This window comes from Kyrpidia sp. (genome assembly GCF_023512215.1).
GTDB classification, from domain to species: Bacteria; Bacillota; Bacilli; order Kyrpidiales; family Kyrpidiaceae; genus Kyrpidia; species Kyrpidia spormannii.
Window position 1 is genome coordinate 1 of the sequence record NZ_JAILZZ010000043.1, and the last position, 14617, is coordinate 14617.

Consider the following 14617-nt stretch of genomic DNA (forward strand, 5'->3'; position numbering starts at 1 on the left):
GATCAGCAGCTTCGGCAGGGTGTAGATGCGCAGGCGCTTGTCCAGCCGTCCCTCTTGGTGCGCCCGTCGCAAGTCGGCGACCAGCTTCTGCATGGCCACGAAGTAGACGCTCATGCGCTGGCGAATCGCCTCCATCCCCAGGGCCACCGCAAGGTGGGACTTGTCTTTATGTTGTTCTCTACATAAGGCCAAGACTCACCTTGCTGCTGCGATAGCTATCTCTCTGCTCGAAAAAAAGAAAAGTGTGGTTTTCGGGACTGTCACGCCATTTCTCGGCCAAATTCGCAAGACATTCGACGACGACCGCGAGCATGAATGGGACGTCATGAGACGGTTTTCCTGGTGCGACCTGCTCATCATCGACGACCTCGGGAAAGAGAAAGTCTCCGACTGGGTGCAGCAGACCGTTTACGAGATCATCAACAACCGGTACGTGAACAACAAGTCGCTGGTCATCACAACGAACATGTCGTTGGGTGATATTCGCGAGCGGTACCAAGAACATGGTGACGCGATCGTCAGCAGAATTCTGGAGATGTGCCGTGGAGTGCGGCTGGACGGGCCTGACTGGCGGAAGAAAAGGGTTCTCGGGAATGCGTGAACCTAAGGGGAGGAATCCAAAAACATCTACGGCCTCTTAGAAGGAACGCAGTGCCTCCGAAGACCTGGAAAAGGTAGGTGGTGAAACTTGGAAGAGATTAGGTTGCGAGACTACCAGGAACAGGCGATTCAGGCCGTAGAAGAGGCTTTGTAGCCCGGCGTCCGGAAGCAGGTCGTGGTCCTGGCGACCGGCCGATTTGAGGTGAGTTGGTGCATCGAAGCCCACCTGCGGGTGATGAAAGCGTGGACGGCGGAAAAGGCCAAGGTGCGGAGCGTGGTCATGGGCGAATCGGAAGAAGAAGTTGTAAGCAAGTATTTTCGCCAGCTGTGGCAGTTCAAGCCGGCGACGCCCAAATAGCTGGCTTTGCTGAAACGTTTGAAGGTGCCCCTGTCGCCCGGAGATCTGACGGCCGGCGATGCGTCCATCATCATCGACCGGGCGCTGCCGGCAAAGAAGGCAGGTTGATGTTTCTCTCGCGCCCGAAAAAAGATGAGCAGTTTATCAATCTTGTAAGCCAGGATACTGACTGGCCCGCCCGAGATCGCAAAGAAAAGGCGGCCCCTTGAAGGAGATCGCCTCTTCTCGGCGGTCCGCCGGAGAAATTCCGTTCCAGGAGGTGAACGAGGAGGTGCTAGTACTACGACTCATTGGGCTGCCAAACAAAAGCTACTGCCAATCAGTATCAGTATCCGCCGCCGGAGTAAGCGCTGGCCGAAGCATATGATCCACCATCGTACCACGGTACAAGGAGGAAGAACAGCACGAAGATGATAAGGAACACAATCGCCCAGCGGGTAAAGGGACTGAACACCACGGTCGACCTCCTTTCGTATCAGCCTGCTACACTTTATGAAAATCGGTCTACGGGGGACAAGGCGGACAGTCTAGTTACATCGCCAAATTTTCCTGGTACTTCCGGGCGCGGTCCTGGATCGTGCCGCCGGTGGACTCCGGTGTACACGCCAAGAGTGAACCAGACGACATCCTGTTTGGTCAAGTCCCGTCAAGTGGTGTAAAATCACCGTTTGTGTCAAGAGTGTGACGGCATTGTCTTTGTCCTTGGGGAAGGTGGCGTCCAGCCAGACATACGGATATTCCCGTTCCAGCGGCCGCCCTTTGAACTGTTGGCGCCCGAACCACATCGTCCCCCTTCCGGGTGCTGACCCCATTGACATAGGCCTCCTGGACCACGGCGGCCAGGGCCATCGTAGATAGCCATGCCGAACTCACCACGCCGATGGGATTCGTGCTGAAGGTTCGGGGAAAACGGGACATCGAAAAAGGCTCCTGTGACGATTCTGTGGCACCTGGGCTGCGGCTAACAGATGGTAATCCTCCGGCCGTTGGTTCCTGGTGATGAGGGCGCCTGTCCGCCAGGTCACCCCCCTGCCTGCCCCGCATATACATAAACCGGAGCCTTTTCGCGCCGGGTTCCCAGGGGACGGGAGGTGGTCCAGTGGCCGGATTGACGGCGCTGTTGGCCCTGGTGGTGCGGGAGATTGCCCTGTTTGTCTCCTATATCAAGAATAGTGCGTTTCCCCATCCACTGTCTGAAGAAGAAGAAGAACAATACCTAAAACAGATGGCCGAGGGAGACGAACGGGCGCGCAACCTGCTGATCGAGCACAATTTACGGCTTGTGGCCCATATAGTCAAGAAATTCGAAAACACCGGCGAGGACACCGAGGATTTGATTTCCATCGGCACAATCGGGCTGATCAAAGCCATTGAAAGTTTTCAACCCCACAAAGGGACAAAATTGGCCACTTATGCTGCCCGCTGCATCGAAAACGAGATCCTCATGCATCTCCGAGCCCTGAAGAAAACGCGCAAGGATGTGTCCCTCCACGACCCCATTGGAACGGATAAAGAGGGCAATGAAGTGACGCTGTTGGATATTCTGAGCAGTGATGCCGATGATGTTGTGGACATTGTCGAGATGAAGCTGGAGAAACATCAGATTTACGAAAAACTCCGGGAGTTGGATGAGAGGGAGCAGGAAGTGATCCGCGGCCGGTTCGGCCTTCAAAACGGCGAAGAAAAAACCCAACGGGAGATCGCCGAAGAACTGGGGATTTCCCGTTCCTACGTGTCGCGCATCGAGAAGCGCGCGCTTATGAAGCTGCTGCACGATCTGCGCCCGAGAAGAAAAACCACCGGGGACGACCGCTGACGCAAAGAAGTCGCGGCGGCCGGGACTTGACGGGGCTTCCTTTATTTTTCCGCTGAAGTTGAGGCCCCGTCCCGCGGAAAGGACATAGGATAGAGCAGCAGGACCGCGGGAGGTGAAGGGTGATGGCTTTCGCCGGAGCAGTGGCGTACAGCCGTTATTTGGGGCGTTGGGTTGCTGTGCGTTGTTACAGCGGCCGGGTGTATCGCGGGGTGTTGCACGAAGCCCGGCCGGACGGGTTGGTGCTTTACCAGCCGGGCGGTGTCTGGGCCTCTGCGCCGGGTCAGAACCGCCCGAATCTGGTTTACGCCGATGGATCCCTCCGCCCGGACAGACCAATCCCCGTCAAAGAGTATCCGGGAGTACCCCGCCGACAGGGTCGGCCCGCGAAGGGAGCGTGGGGACCGACTCCGTGTTTCGTATGGACACAGTCCCCGCACAGTTTTTTGGCGGATTTTTCTTTGTTCCCGCCTTCATAATCGGGGTGGTTGTACCGATAGGATTTTTCTGGTAGGAACGAAGAAAAGAAGTTCCAGAAAGCCCATCTTCATCGACCTGGCCCGGCCGGCCGAACCCGGCACCGGGCCAATTTTATTGAAAGGACCAACCCGCCCAATCTTCAATGCCATCTGATATAATAAAATCGCCTTGCAATCACGACGGAAGGAGTGGTCGTGATGCTCCACAGGGGCGGTTCAATGGGCATGTGGCAGAGGTTTGTTCGGGAGGGAGTGTTGGATGAAGCCCGCATTGGAGGCCGGATTGCTGAGTCTTGGCGGCGCTGCCGCCGGGAAGGAGTGGACCCTTTCGGTGGATCCGGCCGGACCATTCTCAGCCGAGGGGAGTTGGAGGATCGGAGGATGGCCCGGGATCGGCTTTTGCGGGCTGCGGCACCGTATCTGGAGGATTTGTATCATTACATTGAGGACACCAAGCACCTGATCTTACTCATTGATGCCGAAGGATTCGTGTTATTTCGAAAAGGTTATCGAGAAGTGGCGCGTCGGGCGGATGGCATTCAATTCGTTGAAGGAGCCCGTTGGACGGAGTCGGAGGTGGGGACGAACGCCATCGGCACCGCCTTGGCGACGGGCGAACCGATCATGGTCGTCGGTGCTGAGCATTATGCTGTTGCTTCCCACCCCTGGGTGTGCGCCGCCGCACCGATTCGGGATGACCGGGGCAATCTGCTAGGGATTCTAGATGTCTCCGGCCCCGTGGAGCAGGCGCACCCCTTGGCCCTGGCGACAGTCACAACTGCGGCCTACGCCATTGAACGGCAGTTTCATTTGGATCAACACAGGGACCGGATGACTCTCCTTCACATGACCCTGGAGGATCCCTCTTTTTCTCTAAGGGATGGACTGACCGCCATCTGTGATGCGGACGGTTCGCTGGTGTGGTTGAGCCCGGCCCTGCGGCGGCATGTCGGCGGAGAGTCGGTACGGACATTGGAACAGCTGCAGGAAACAGGCGCCCGGATCCACGTGGAGCGCCCGGTAACTGTCAGGGATTCGGGGTTCGACCGGACGCTCGGATCGATCATCTGCCTGGGAAGCCCCGATTCTGGGGTATACAGGGTGGTGCAATCGCCCCGCCCTGGAGTTCCGGAGATCGAGTTCCCGGGTCAAATCGGAGAGAGTGCGGCGTTTCGGGCGGTTCTTCGTCAGGTGGAGAGGGTGGCCAAAACGGATGTCACGGTGTGTATCGAAGGAGAGACGGGAACGGGGAAAGAATTGGTCGCCCGGGCCATTCACGCCAACAGCGCTCGGAGGGGTGGTCCTTTTGTGGCCGTGAACTGTGGAGCGATTCCTGAAGAACTGCTCGAAAGTGAATTGTTCGGATATGTGGAGGGGGCGTTCACCGGGGCCAGGAAGCAGGGTTACAAAGGCAAGTTTGAACAGGCCCACGGGGGAACCCTTTTCTTGGATGAGATCGGGGACATCACTCCGGCCATGCAGGTGGCCCTTCTCCGGGTGCTTCAGGAACGTCGGGTGACACCCCTGGGATCCTCCAAGGAGGTTCCCGTGGATCTGCGAGTGATTGCGGCCACACATCACAATCTCCGGGAACAGGTGAAGCGGGGACGGCTGCGCGAGGACCTCTTTTACCGGCTGTACGTGTACCCGATTCGGGTACCGCCCTTGCGGGAGAGAAAACAAGACATTCCGCACCTGGTTCGGTATTTTTTTCGCGAGCACAATAACGAAGTATCGATTCCCCACTGGATCATGGAAAAATGGATGCAGTACGATTGGCCGGGAAATGTTCGGGAACTTTTCAACCTGTTGGAACGCGCTCAAGTGGCCGGTCCCGGGGAATGGGAGGCGTGGTTGCCGGATTCGGGTGCCCCCGGACCTGAAGGTGCAGGTGCCACCGGTGACCCCGGAGCCCCTTCATCGGGAAGGCTGAATTATCGGGAACAAATTCAAAAAGAAGAGATTATGCGGGCCTTGCAAGAAACAAAAGGAAACGTGCGGTTGGCGGCGGAAAGGCTCCACATGCCCCGCAGTACCCTGTATCGCCGGATTCACAAATTCGGATTGTGAGACCAGTTTGACTCGTGAAGATCGGGCGGCACTTGGCGAAACGTTTTGGGACAGAATGGGACAATTTGAGACGGCGTGAGACGCGGGCCGGAGGCGCCCCGGGGAGCGGATTGGAGATGTTCTGAAAGTACCGGAGAAATCCGGTATTTTTCTATTTGGCACGACCTTTGCGATCGGATGCGCCGGGGAGGCCGACGAGAGGCGATCCCGGATAAAGAACGTCGGGAGGGATCGACGGATGGGGATGATGATGACCGCGGACGCGGCGCCAACCAAAGAACAGGCGCTCTGGATGTACGAACGAATGCAGATGATCCGGACTTTTGAAGACACGGTGCACGGGCTGTTTGCCAAAGGCAAGATTCCGGGCTTCGTCCATCTGTACGCCGGGGAAGAGGCGATCGCCGTGGGAGTCTGTGCTCATTTGGGTGACACGGATTTTATCACCAGCACTCACCGGGGGCATGGTCACTGTATCGCCAAAGGATGCGATGAGCAGGGGATGATGGCGGAATTGTACGGCAAATCCACCGGCCTGTGTAAAGGCAAGGGCGGGTCGATGCACATCGCGGATCTAGAAAAGGGCATGCTCGGTGCCAATGGTATCGTGGGCGGCGGATTTCCCCTGGCCTGCGGGGCGGCCTTGACCGCCAAGAGAAAGAAGACGGGGGGAGTGGCGGTTTGCTTTTTCGGCGATGGGGCGAACAACCAGGGGACCTTTCATGAAGGGTTGAATCTGGCAGCGATCTGGAAACTGCCCGTTGTGTTTGTGGCTGAGAACAACGGATATGCCGAAGCCACGCCTTTTACGTATGCCTCAAGCTGCGAACATATCGCGGACCGGGGGGCGGGGTACCGCATACCTTCCGTACAGGTGGACGGAAAAGACGTGCTGGCGGTGTGGCGGGCGGCCGGAGAAGCGGTGCGCCGGGCCCGGGAGGGGGAAGGGCCTTCTTTGATCGAATGCAAAACGTATCGGAATTATGGACATTTTGAAGGGGACGCCCAGACCTATAAATCGGCCGAGGAGAGGAATCGGCATCTGCAGGAATGGGACGCGATTCGGCGATTCCGGGAGTTTCTATTGCAGGGTCTGGTGTCGGAAGAAGAGCTTCAGGCCATTGACTCTCAAGTGCGCGACAAGGTGGAGCGGGCTGTGCAGTTCGCCGAGGAAAGTCCGTTTCCGGATCCGGACCAGTTGACTACGGATGTGTATGTGACCTATTGACTCGGCAGCCCAAAACGGGTCGAGTTTTGTGAGGAGGGATACCGATGGGTCGACAGATCACCTTTGCCGAGGCGATCAACGAAGGCTTGGCGACGGCGATGGAAGCTGACGAAACGGTGGTGCTAATGGGGGAAGATGTGGCTGGCGGTGCCCAGGTGGATCATCTCCAGGATGAGGAGGCCTGGGGAGGTGTCCTTGGGGTCACGAAGGGCCTTGCAAAGCGGTTTGGCCGGGAGCGGGTTTTGGATACGCCGATCAGCGAGGCCGGATTCATCGGTGCGGCAGTGGGGGCGGCCGCCACGGGACTGCGCCCGGTGGCGGAGTTAATGTTCAACGATTTTCTCGGCGTGTGCCTGGACCAATTGCTCAATCAGGCAGCAAAGCTGCGCTATATGTTCGGCGGCAAAGCCCGGGTGCCCCTGACGATCCGGACGATGCACGGGGCGGGATTTCGGGCGGCGGCCCAGCATTCCCAAAGTCTGTATGCGATTTTTACACATATTCCGGGGTTGAAGGTGGTGGTGCCCTCCACACCGGCGGACGCCAAGGGGCTTTTGCTGGCGGCCATTGAGGACGACGATCCCGTGATCTACTTTGAAGATAAAACACTGTATAACGTCAAGGGAGAGGTTCCGGAGGGGCGGCATGTGGTGCCTCTTGGCAAAGCGGAGATCAAGCGTCCCGGCGAGGACGTGACCATCGTGGCCATCGGCAAACAGGTGCACACCGCTCTGACAGCGGCGGAACGGCTGGCGAAAACCGGGGTGGACGTGGAAGTGGTGGATCCTCGAAGTCTGTCGCCCCTAGACGAGGAGACGATCCTGGCGTCGGTGGCGAAAACCAACCGGCTCATTGTGGTCGATGAGGCCAATCCTCGGTGCAGTGTGGCGTCTGATCTTGCTGCTCTAGTGGCGGAGAAGGGATTTGATAGTTTGGATGCGCCGATCAAACGCATCACGGCGCCGCATACGCCGGTGCCCTTTTCCCCGACTTTGGAGGATCTCTACCTCCCGACACCGGAAAAGGTCATCCAGGCCGTATCGGAGCTTCTCGGAGATGAGTCCATCGTAACGGCTTCGTGATAGCGGGCTCGGGACCCACTCGTGACCCGGAGGTTTGAGGAGGAGGATTCACCTTGGCAGTCGAAATCGTCATGCCAAAACTCGGCATGAGTATGGAAAATGGAACGGTGATGCAGTGGCATAAACATCCGGGCGATCCTGTGGAGAAAGGCGAGCCTCTTGTCGCGGTCAGCTCGGAAAAAATCGAATACGAGATAGAAGCCCCGGCAAGCGGGGTACTCCTAGAAATTCTCGTGCCGGAGGAAGGGGTGGTACCCTACGGCACGGTGATCGGTTACGTGGGACAACCGGGCGAGCGGGCAAATACGGCTATGGAAGGAAAACTGGAGGCGGCTTCGGCCTCAGCGGCTCCGGGGAGTGAACTGAGGAGGGAGGATCGGATCAAGATTTCTCCGGCGGCCCGGAAAATGGCCCGGTCCGCCGGAATCGACACCTCTTCCCTCGTCGGAACCGGACCCGGAGGCCGCATCACCGTAGAGGACGTCCAGCGGGCGATGGCCGATGCCTCGTTGCCGTCGGGGATTGCCGGTGAAATGCGGGCTCTGGACGTCGCCGGGCCCGACGCGGCCCGGGGCACTGGTAAGGCGGGGGTCACCGGCACGTCTGCGGAGCCCACCATGGCCACGGGCGAAACCACAACGACGGAGGCGACAAGCGGGATGGGGGCCTTCTCCGGCGCCGAGAAGGCGTCCTCCCATGGGCCGAAGTGGTTACCGGAGGATGCCGGGAACATCTCCCGGGTGCCGCTCCGCGGCATGAGAAAAGTCATCGCCCAGCGGATGCAGAACAGCTTGCTGGAGACGGCGCAACTTACTCTTACCGCCCGGGCGGACGTGACCCAGGCGTTGCGGCTACTCCGAGAATTGGCCCAGGAGTGGGGTGAGGAAAAGAAACCCACGATGACCGACCTGGTGGCTCGGGCGGCGATCGCAGCCCTTCGCGAGCATCCGGAGATGAATAGTCGGTTTGTGGAGGGGCAGGTGGAGATCCATTCTTTGATTCATCTCGGGATTGCCGTGGCGCTGGACAAAGGGCTGGTGGTTCCCGTGATCCGAGACGCCGGCGGAATGACCTTCGCCCAGTTATCCGCTGCCATTCGCATGCTCAGCCGGCGGGCCCGGGATCATGAGCTGGACTCCGCAGAGATGGCGGGCTCCACCTTCACGGTGACAAATCTCGGCCAGTATGGGGTCGAGTGGTTCACCCCGATTCTGAATCCGCCGGAAACGGGGATTCTCGGGGTCGGGCGGGCGGAAGATGCTCCGGTGTACTGCGGGGATGTTTTGGAACGAAGAACCCTCCTCCCCCTTAGCCTCACCTTCGATCATCGGGTGGTGGACGGCGCGCCAGCCGCCCAGTTCTTGGCCATGGTGAAACGCGGATTGGAGCACCCGTTGGATCTCCTCGTCGGGTGACGGCTGACCATTGATCGAGCGCTCGGAGCCGGGCAGGACCCGTAAGATCTACGGGCCCTGCCCGGTTTTTTCGCGACCCGAAACACCGGTCCTGGGCCAGTTTCCGAGGCTGCACGTTAGCGGTCGGGGTCGAGGTTGACCGGCGTCAGTCCCTCTAGTCCCATCGACTGGAGCTGGGTGTGATTGAGCACCATCATCTTGGCGTGCGCCCGGGCCTTCGGGACCCCGTCCAAGCTGGTGATCTGGGCCTCCGCTTCAATCAGCCGGCGGGTTTTTCGCACGGGAAACGCCACGACGCGCACCGTCTCCCCAGAGTGGATGGGGTTTTGGAACTCCACATCGAGTTTAGCAGTGACCGTAATCAGCCCCAGATTATTGGCGACATAAGCGGCCGCTTCGTCCAAGAGCGCACAGGTGATGCCCCCGTGTTGAATCCCCGGCCAGCCGTCGTGCCATTCTTCGGAGTTGAATTCTGCGGTGACCCCTTCCTCGCCATATTTTTCAAAATGCAGATGAAGGCCCTTGGGGTTTTCGGCGCCGCACACGTAACACCGTTCGTATCCCACTGCTTTACATCTCCTTACGTGTTTCGGTTGGCATTCCGCCGGTCGGTGAACACCAGACGGACGTTCGAAAATCAGTTCTATTATAACAATCTGCCGGCGGGGTGGGGCAAGGGGACGGAGTGCGGCAAGACAGGTCGCAATTTTATGGTACAATGGGACTAGTCGGAACATGGAGGTGGGAGCATGCGCCATTGCCGCGAGGCGGTGGAGGGTTTCGTGGAACGGCTGATTGAAGGGGTCAATGCGGATCTATGGCAGGAATTGCGCGATCTGGAGATCGTGTTCGAATCGGAGGACGAGCCGGATGCCGGGATCTATGAGAGCTTGGCCCGGCGAAACAGGGAAGACCGATACGAGGAGTACCTGCGAGTTGCGGCGATGTGTGACTAGGGGGCGATGAGGTGCGGGAGTGGCTGGATCGGGTGGCGACGGCGTATTTTGAGCGAATTCTCGGGAACTTGGATGAGATTTTTCTGTTCATCGGCGTGGATACCACGATCTATTATGCCAACCCGGCCTATTCTCGTTTGATCGGCGTGCCCAGGGAGAAGGTGATCGGGCGCAAACTTCGGGACATCGAACCCCAGGCGCGGATCATCGAGGTGCTGGAGACCGAGCAACCGGTGTTCCACGACTATTCCTACGTCGCTTCGGCCGGGATGGACGTCATTGGGAACATGTTTCCGGTGTGGATCGACGGGGAAAAAGTGGGGGCGGTGGCGATTTTTCGCCCGATTTCGCTGAGTATCGCCGCGTCCGATCGAAAACGGACGGTCGACGATCCAGAGGATGGTTTTTGCCGGGAATTGGTCGGGAAAAGCCGGGTGTTCCGCAACGTGCTGGGCGTGGCGCACAAAGTGGCGAAAACAGACGCCACGGTGCTTTTGCGCGGGGAGACCGGCGTGGGTAAGGAGGTGCTCGCCCGGGCGATCCACCGGGCCAGTCCGTTCCGGGCGGGGCCTTTTGTGGCGGTGAACATGGCCTCGGTTCCGGAGACGCTGTTGGAGTCCGAACTGTTCGGCTATGAAGCCGGGGCGTTCACCGGGGCGAGCCGGACCGGCAAACCGGGATTGTTTGAACAGGCGGACGGAGGGACGCTGTTTCTCGACGAAATCGGGGATGTCGGCCCATTGCTCCAGGCAAAGTTGCTGCGCGTTTTGCAGGAGAAGCAGATTCGCCGGCTGGGTGGAACCCGTTCTGTCCCCGTACAGGTTCGCCTCATTGCCGCGACGAATCGAAATCTTGAAGAAATGGTCGAACATGGGCAATTTCGCACCGACCTGTACTATCGGATCAGTGTGATTCCGATTTATATCCCCGCCCTGCGGGAGCGCGACGAGGACATTCTGCTGTTGGCGGAAACGTTCAAAAGCCGCCTTGAGGGGAAGTACGGGGCGATGAAGACGTTTTCGCCCCGGGTCCTGGAGCGGTTTCTTCGCTACAGTTGGCCAGGAAACGTGCGGGAGCTGGAGGCGTGTGTGGAGTACATGTTCCTCATGGCGGACGGCGTTCTTCTCGACGTCCAGCACCTGCCTCCCGCGCTGGTTGACCCGGGACCGAATCGGACCGCTGAACCCGAGCGAGCGCCGTGGCCGGGCTCGGCCACGACGGAGGAGCCGCAGGCCTCGTCGGGGTGGGCTTCGCTAAGGCGGCGGATCGAAGAGATGGAAAGGGAAGCGCTGGCGCAAGCTCTGCGGGAATCGCGGACAAAAACCGAAGCGATGCGCAAAGTAGGATTGAGTCGCAAGGGATTTTACGCGAAATTGAAAAAATACGGTCTTTCGTAGGACGTGTAGGTTTTTCGAGGGGAATGGGCGGTGCACATCGGGGTATGCGATTTTCATGCAAGACTGGCGATCGCTTCGGGATTCCCGAAGGACAACGGCATCGTTGAAATGAATGTACGGATGCGGTTAACGGACCGTGTAGCCGTGGTCACCGGGGGCGCGGGAGGAATCGGCCGTGCCGCCGCGCGCAAGTTCGCCCGGGAGGGCGCCAAGATGGTGGAGGCGGGCATCGACCGCCCGGGCGGAGAGGAAACGGCGAAGCAGATTCGAGAGGCGGGTGACGCGCTGTTCATCGAGACCGACGTGTCGTCTTTATACAGCGTGGCGGACAAGCCGGTCGAACGAGACAGAAGGAGGTGCTCGACGAGGTGTTTCCCGTGTCAACATAATTTGTTTCCGGAGGAAATAATCCGCCTCCCCCGGAAACAGTCACAGGACCACGGTGAATCAAATTCAGCCTCGGTTGTTTGGCACCGATCTTGCTAATGTTGTGAGATGTCTTTACAAACCAAAAGGAGGAGTACGCGATGACCGATGATCGCAAAGTGGCGGAATTGCTCAGAGACATGCCGACCAACTGGAATCGGTGGGGGCCCGATGACGAAATCGGTTCACTCAATTATCTGACGCCCGAGGAAGTGTTGCGGGGAATTCGATCAGTTCGGCAGGGAAAGGTGTTCACCTTGGGGGTGGTGATCGGGTCGCCTACCGGTGATCCGGTATGGCCCGGGCGAAGCGGTGCGACGAAACTGATGACCCAGGATAAAGGCCACTATCTGTCTCACAAGCTTCAGGCCGCACCGGGCGGTCTGGAGTATGCCGACGACTACATCACTATGTTTTTGCAGGGTACCACCCAGTTCGATGCCCTGGGTCACACCTGGTACGACGATAAAATTTGGAACGGCTACGATGCCGGCACCACCATCGGCGGGATGGACAAGGCGAGTGTATTGCCCATTGCCCAGCACGGCGTGGTCGGGCGGGCGGTGCTTCTCGATATCGCCCGGCACCGAGGCAAGCCTTATCTCGATCGGGGGGAAACGTTCGGACTCGACGACCTTCTGTCCTGCGCCGAGCGGCAGGGGGTGACCATTGAAAAGCACGACATTCTCATCCTCCGAACCGGGTGGCTGAAAATCTTCTATGAACAAGGACCGGCGGCGTTTTACGGGGATTCCTTCAATGAGCCGGGTCTGGCGTTCTCGCCGGAGTTGGTGAAATGGTTCCATGAAACGGAGATTCCGGTGTTGGCGACGGATACCATCGCCAACGAGACCACGGTGGATCCGGAGAGCGGGGCGTTACTCGTGTTGCACAATGCTCTGATGCGGAACCTCGGGGTGCTGTTTAACGAAATCCTGTGGTTGGAGGATTTGGCGGCGGATTGCGCCGCAGACGGCCAGTACGCGTTTCTGTACGCCGGGTCGCCGTTGAAAGTCTACCGCGGCACCGGGGCGCCGGTGAACCCGGTGGCGGTGAAATGAGCGATCCTTTCAGACCAGTGGGAAGGAGGGTGGACCATGGGTTCGGTGTATGATCAGAAACCTTGGCTGAAACATTATCCAGACTTTGTTCCCGCTGAATTGCCTTTGCCGGAGATCAGCATGATCGACGTGTTCGAGGAGAGCGCAAAGAGAGTGGGAAACCGCCCGGCGGTTCACTATTTTGACCAGACATTGACCTATGCCCAGTTGGATGACCTGGCCGATCGCTTTGCGACTCTTCTCGCAGGCTGGGGGGTCGACAAAGAGGATCGAGTGGCGGTGTATGTACAGAACAATCCCCAGTTTCTGATCGCCCAATACGGGGCCTGGAAACGAGGGGCCGCGGTGGTGCCTCTCAACCCCATGTTTAAAGAAAAAGAAGTGGAGTACCATCTGCAGGATTCGGGCGCCAAAGTGCTGGTTGCCTTGGATTCCCTGTACGCCGCTCATGCGGAGAAAGTGATCGGGAGAACCGACGTACAGCAGGTGATCACCACCCATGAAAGCGATTTGGTCTCCCGACAAACGGCGGAAAAAACGCCGCTTTTGAATCAGACGAAAAAATTCACCCCGACCGGCACGGTGGATTTGGTATCGGCTTTGCGTCAAACAACACCGGATCCAAGTGTGCGGGTGGCGGTGAGTCCCGAGGATATCGCTTATCTCGTGTACACGTCGGGGACCACCGGACGGCCCAAAGGCGCCATGAACCTGCATCGCAACGTGGCGTATAACGCGAACGTGTATCGGATCTGGATGCAGATGGGAGACGAAGACGGCGTGCTGGGGCTGGCCCCGCTGTTTCACATCACGGGCATCGTCGGGCACGCCGCCCTGGCCGCCCGGGCGGGAATTCCCCTGGTGTTGTTCCATCGGTTCGACGCCAGGGTGGCCCTGGAGATGATCGAGCGGTGGAAACCGACCATGACCGTGGCGTCGATCACGGCGTTTATTGCCCTCATGAATGCCCCCGAGGCGAAGCAGGCCGATGTCGGCTCGATGTCGAAGTATTACAGCGGAGGCGCTCCGATTGCCCCGAGTTTGGTGGAACAGTTCGAAAGGGCGTTCGGCGGGTATATTCACAACATCTACGGGCTGACGGAAAGCAATTCTCCGACGCACGCGGTGCCTCTCGGCGTTCGGGCGCCGGTGGATCCCGGCAGCGGGGCTTTGTCCGTGGGGATTCCGGTGCCGAACTGCCTGGCCAAGGTGGTGGATTTGGAGGATCCCGGGCGAGAGGTGGGCGTCGGGGAACCGGGGGAGTTCGCCGTGCGCGGGCCGATGATTTTTTCTGGATATTGGAATAAACCCGAAGCGACGAAAAATGCGTTCCACGACGGGTATTTTCTCACCGGAGATGTGGTGGTCATGGACGAGGACGGCTGGTTTTACGTGGTTGACCGCAAGAAGGACATGATCAATGCCTCGGGGTACAAAGTGTGGCCCCGGGAGGTGGAGGATACCTTGTACCAGCACCCGGCGGTGAAGGAAGCGGCGGTGGTGGGGGTTCCCGATCCGTACCGGGGGGAGACGGTCAAAGCTTTCGTGGCGCTTCGTGACGAATACGCCGGGAAGGTGACGACGGAAGAGATCGTGCAGTTCTGCAAGGAGCGGATGGCAGCGTATAAATATCCGCGTTTGGTGGAGTTTTTGCCGGAGATTCCGAAAACCGCGTCGGGAAAATTCCTCCGGCGGGAACTCCGGGAACGCTCCTCTCAGTCGTGAACAGTGA

At 58.8% G+C, this 14617-nt stretch carries 14 protein-coding genes and 2 pseudogenes; 13 read left to right on the forward strand and 3 right to left on the reverse strand.

Annotation, left to right across the window (positions count from 1 at the left end):
• Window positions 1–162 (reverse strand): annotated as a pseudogene (locus tag K6T64_RS12965) (ATP-binding protein); the annotation flags it as partial.
• On the opposite strand from K6T64_RS12965, the gene K6T64_RS12970 reads away from it, so the two are divergent.
• Window positions 113–601 (forward strand): ATP-binding protein, encoded by a 489-nt coding sequence (locus K6T64_RS12970; RefSeq protein ID WP_288010613.1) that lies wholly within the window; start codon window positions 113–115, stop codon window positions 599–601. The pseudogene K6T64_RS12965 and the gene K6T64_RS12970 sit on opposite strands and share 50 nt — an antisense overlap.
• A gap of 174 nt (window positions 602–775) precedes the next feature.
• A complete protein-coding gene (locus K6T64_RS12975; protein ID WP_288010614.1) occupies window positions 776–958 on the forward strand; it encodes a hypothetical protein in 183 nt (60 codons plus the stop codon).
• 713 nt (window positions 959–1671) lie between these two features.
• Here K6T64_RS12975 and K6T64_RS12980 read toward each other — a convergent pair.
• Window positions 1672–1804 (reverse strand): annotated as a pseudogene (locus tag K6T64_RS12980) (IS256 family transposase); the annotation flags it as partial.
• 253 nt (window positions 1805–2057) lie between these two features.
• On the opposite strand from K6T64_RS12980, the gene sigK reads away from it, so the two are divergent.
• The 6 genes from sigK (at window position 2058) to K6T64_RS13010 (ending at window position 9045) form a co-directional block, all read left to right on the forward strand.
• Window positions 2058–2774 carry an RNA polymerase sporulation sigma factor SigK gene (gene sigK / locus K6T64_RS12985; protein ID WP_100668058.1) on the forward strand — a complete coding sequence of 239 codons (717 nt, stop codon included), beginning with the start codon at window positions 2058–2060 and terminating at the stop codon, window positions 2772–2774.
• A gap of 122 nt (window positions 2775–2896) precedes the next feature.
• Window positions 2897–3250 carry a hypothetical protein gene (locus K6T64_RS12990; RefSeq protein WP_288010615.1) on the forward strand — a complete coding sequence of 118 codons (354 nt, stop codon included), beginning with the start codon at window positions 2897–2899 and terminating at the stop codon, window positions 3248–3250.
• Window positions 3251–3475: 225 nt separating this feature from the next.
• Complete coding sequence (locus K6T64_RS12995; protein WP_288010616.1) at window positions 3476–5320, forward strand: sigma-54-dependent Fis family transcriptional regulator; 1845 nt, start codon at window positions 3476–3478, stop codon at window positions 5318–5320.
• A gap of 238 nt (window positions 5321–5558) precedes the next feature.
• Entirely contained in the window at window positions 5559–6548 is a 990-nt protein-coding gene (locus K6T64_RS13000) for a thiamine pyrophosphate-dependent dehydrogenase E1 component subunit alpha (RefSeq protein ID WP_483306147.1), read from the forward strand.
• 44 nt (window positions 6549–6592) lie between these two features.
• Window positions 6593–7630: an alpha-ketoacid dehydrogenase subunit beta gene (locus K6T64_RS13005; protein WP_288010617.1), complete on the forward strand. Its 1038-nt coding sequence runs from the start codon at window positions 6593–6595 to the stop codon at window positions 7628–7630.
• A gap of 53 nt (window positions 7631–7683) precedes the next feature.
• On the forward strand, window positions 7684–9045 hold the full coding sequence (locus K6T64_RS13010) for a dihydrolipoamide acetyltransferase family protein (RefSeq protein WP_288010618.1): 1362 nt from the start codon (window positions 7684–7686) through the stop codon (window positions 9043–9045).
• A 116-nt stretch (window positions 9046–9161) separates the two neighbouring features.
• Here K6T64_RS13010 and K6T64_RS13015 read toward each other — a convergent pair whose 3' ends face one another.
• Window positions 9162–9611, reverse strand: a complete 450-nt coding sequence (locus K6T64_RS13015; protein WP_288010619.1) for a PaaI family thioesterase — start codon at window positions 9609–9611, stop codon at window positions 9162–9164.
• Window positions 9612–9794: 183 nt separating this feature from the next.
• Between K6T64_RS13015 and K6T64_RS13020 the strand changes: the two genes are divergently transcribed.
• Genes K6T64_RS13020 through K6T64_RS13040 form a run of 5 tightly spaced genes read left to right on the forward strand, consistent with a single transcriptional unit; the run spans window position 9795 to window position 14610 of the window.
• A complete protein-coding gene (locus tag K6T64_RS13020; protein ID WP_170085868.1) occupies window positions 9795–10001 on the forward strand; it encodes a hypothetical protein in 207 nt (68 codons plus the stop codon).
• Window positions 10002–10012: 11 nt separating this feature from the next.
• The gene (locus K6T64_RS13025) at window positions 10013–11398 is read left to right on the forward strand and encodes a sigma-54 interaction domain-containing protein (protein ID WP_288010620.1); all 1386 of its coding nucleotides are present in this window, start codon (window positions 10013–10015) and stop codon (window positions 11396–11398) included.
• Window positions 11399–11428: 30 nt separating this feature from the next.
• Window positions 11429–11884 carry an SDR family NAD(P)-dependent oxidoreductase gene (locus K6T64_RS13030; protein ID WP_288010621.1) on the forward strand — a complete coding sequence of 152 codons (456 nt, stop codon included), beginning with the start codon at window positions 11429–11431 and terminating at the stop codon, window positions 11882–11884.
• A 41-nt stretch (window positions 11885–11925) separates the two neighbouring features.
• On the forward strand, window positions 11926–12885 hold the full coding sequence (locus K6T64_RS13035) for a cyclase family protein (protein ID WP_170099524.1): 960 nt from the start codon (window positions 11926–11928) through the stop codon (window positions 12883–12885).
• 36 nt (window positions 12886–12921) lie between these two features.
• Window positions 12922–14610, forward strand: a complete 1689-nt coding sequence (locus K6T64_RS13040) for an AMP-binding protein (protein WP_288010622.1) — start codon at window positions 12922–12924, stop codon at window positions 14608–14610.
• Window positions 14611–14617: the final 7 nt, after the last annotated feature.

Coding starts and splice junctions, on each gene's coding strand:
- K6T64_RS12970 (WP_288010613.1), top strand. CDS start 113: ATGCGCTGGCGAATCGCCTCCATCCCCAGGGCCACCGCAAGGTGGGAC.
- K6T64_RS12990 (WP_288010615.1), top strand. CDS start 2,897: ATGGCTTTCGCCGGAGCAGTGGCGTACAGCCGTTATTTGGGGCGTTGG.
- K6T64_RS12995 (WP_288010616.1), top strand. CDS start 3,476: ATGTGGCAGAGGTTTGTTCGGGAGGGAGTGTTGGATGAAGCCCGCATT.
- K6T64_RS13000 (WP_483306147.1), top strand. CDS start 5,559: ATGGGGATGATGATGACCGCGGACGCGGCGCCAACCAAAGAACAGGCG.
- K6T64_RS13005 (WP_288010617.1), top strand. CDS start 6,593: ATGGGTCGACAGATCACCTTTGCCGAGGCGATCAACGAAGGCTTGGCG.
- K6T64_RS13020 (WP_170085868.1), top strand. CDS start 9,795: ATGCGCCATTGCCGCGAGGCGGTGGAGGGTTTCGTGGAACGGCTGATT.
- K6T64_RS13035 (WP_170099524.1), top strand. CDS start 11,926: ATGACCGATGATCGCAAAGTGGCGGAATTGCTCAGAGACATGCCGACC.
- K6T64_RS13040 (WP_288010622.1), top strand. CDS start 12,922: ATGGGTTCGGTGTATGATCAGAAACCTTGGCTGAAACATTATCCAGAC.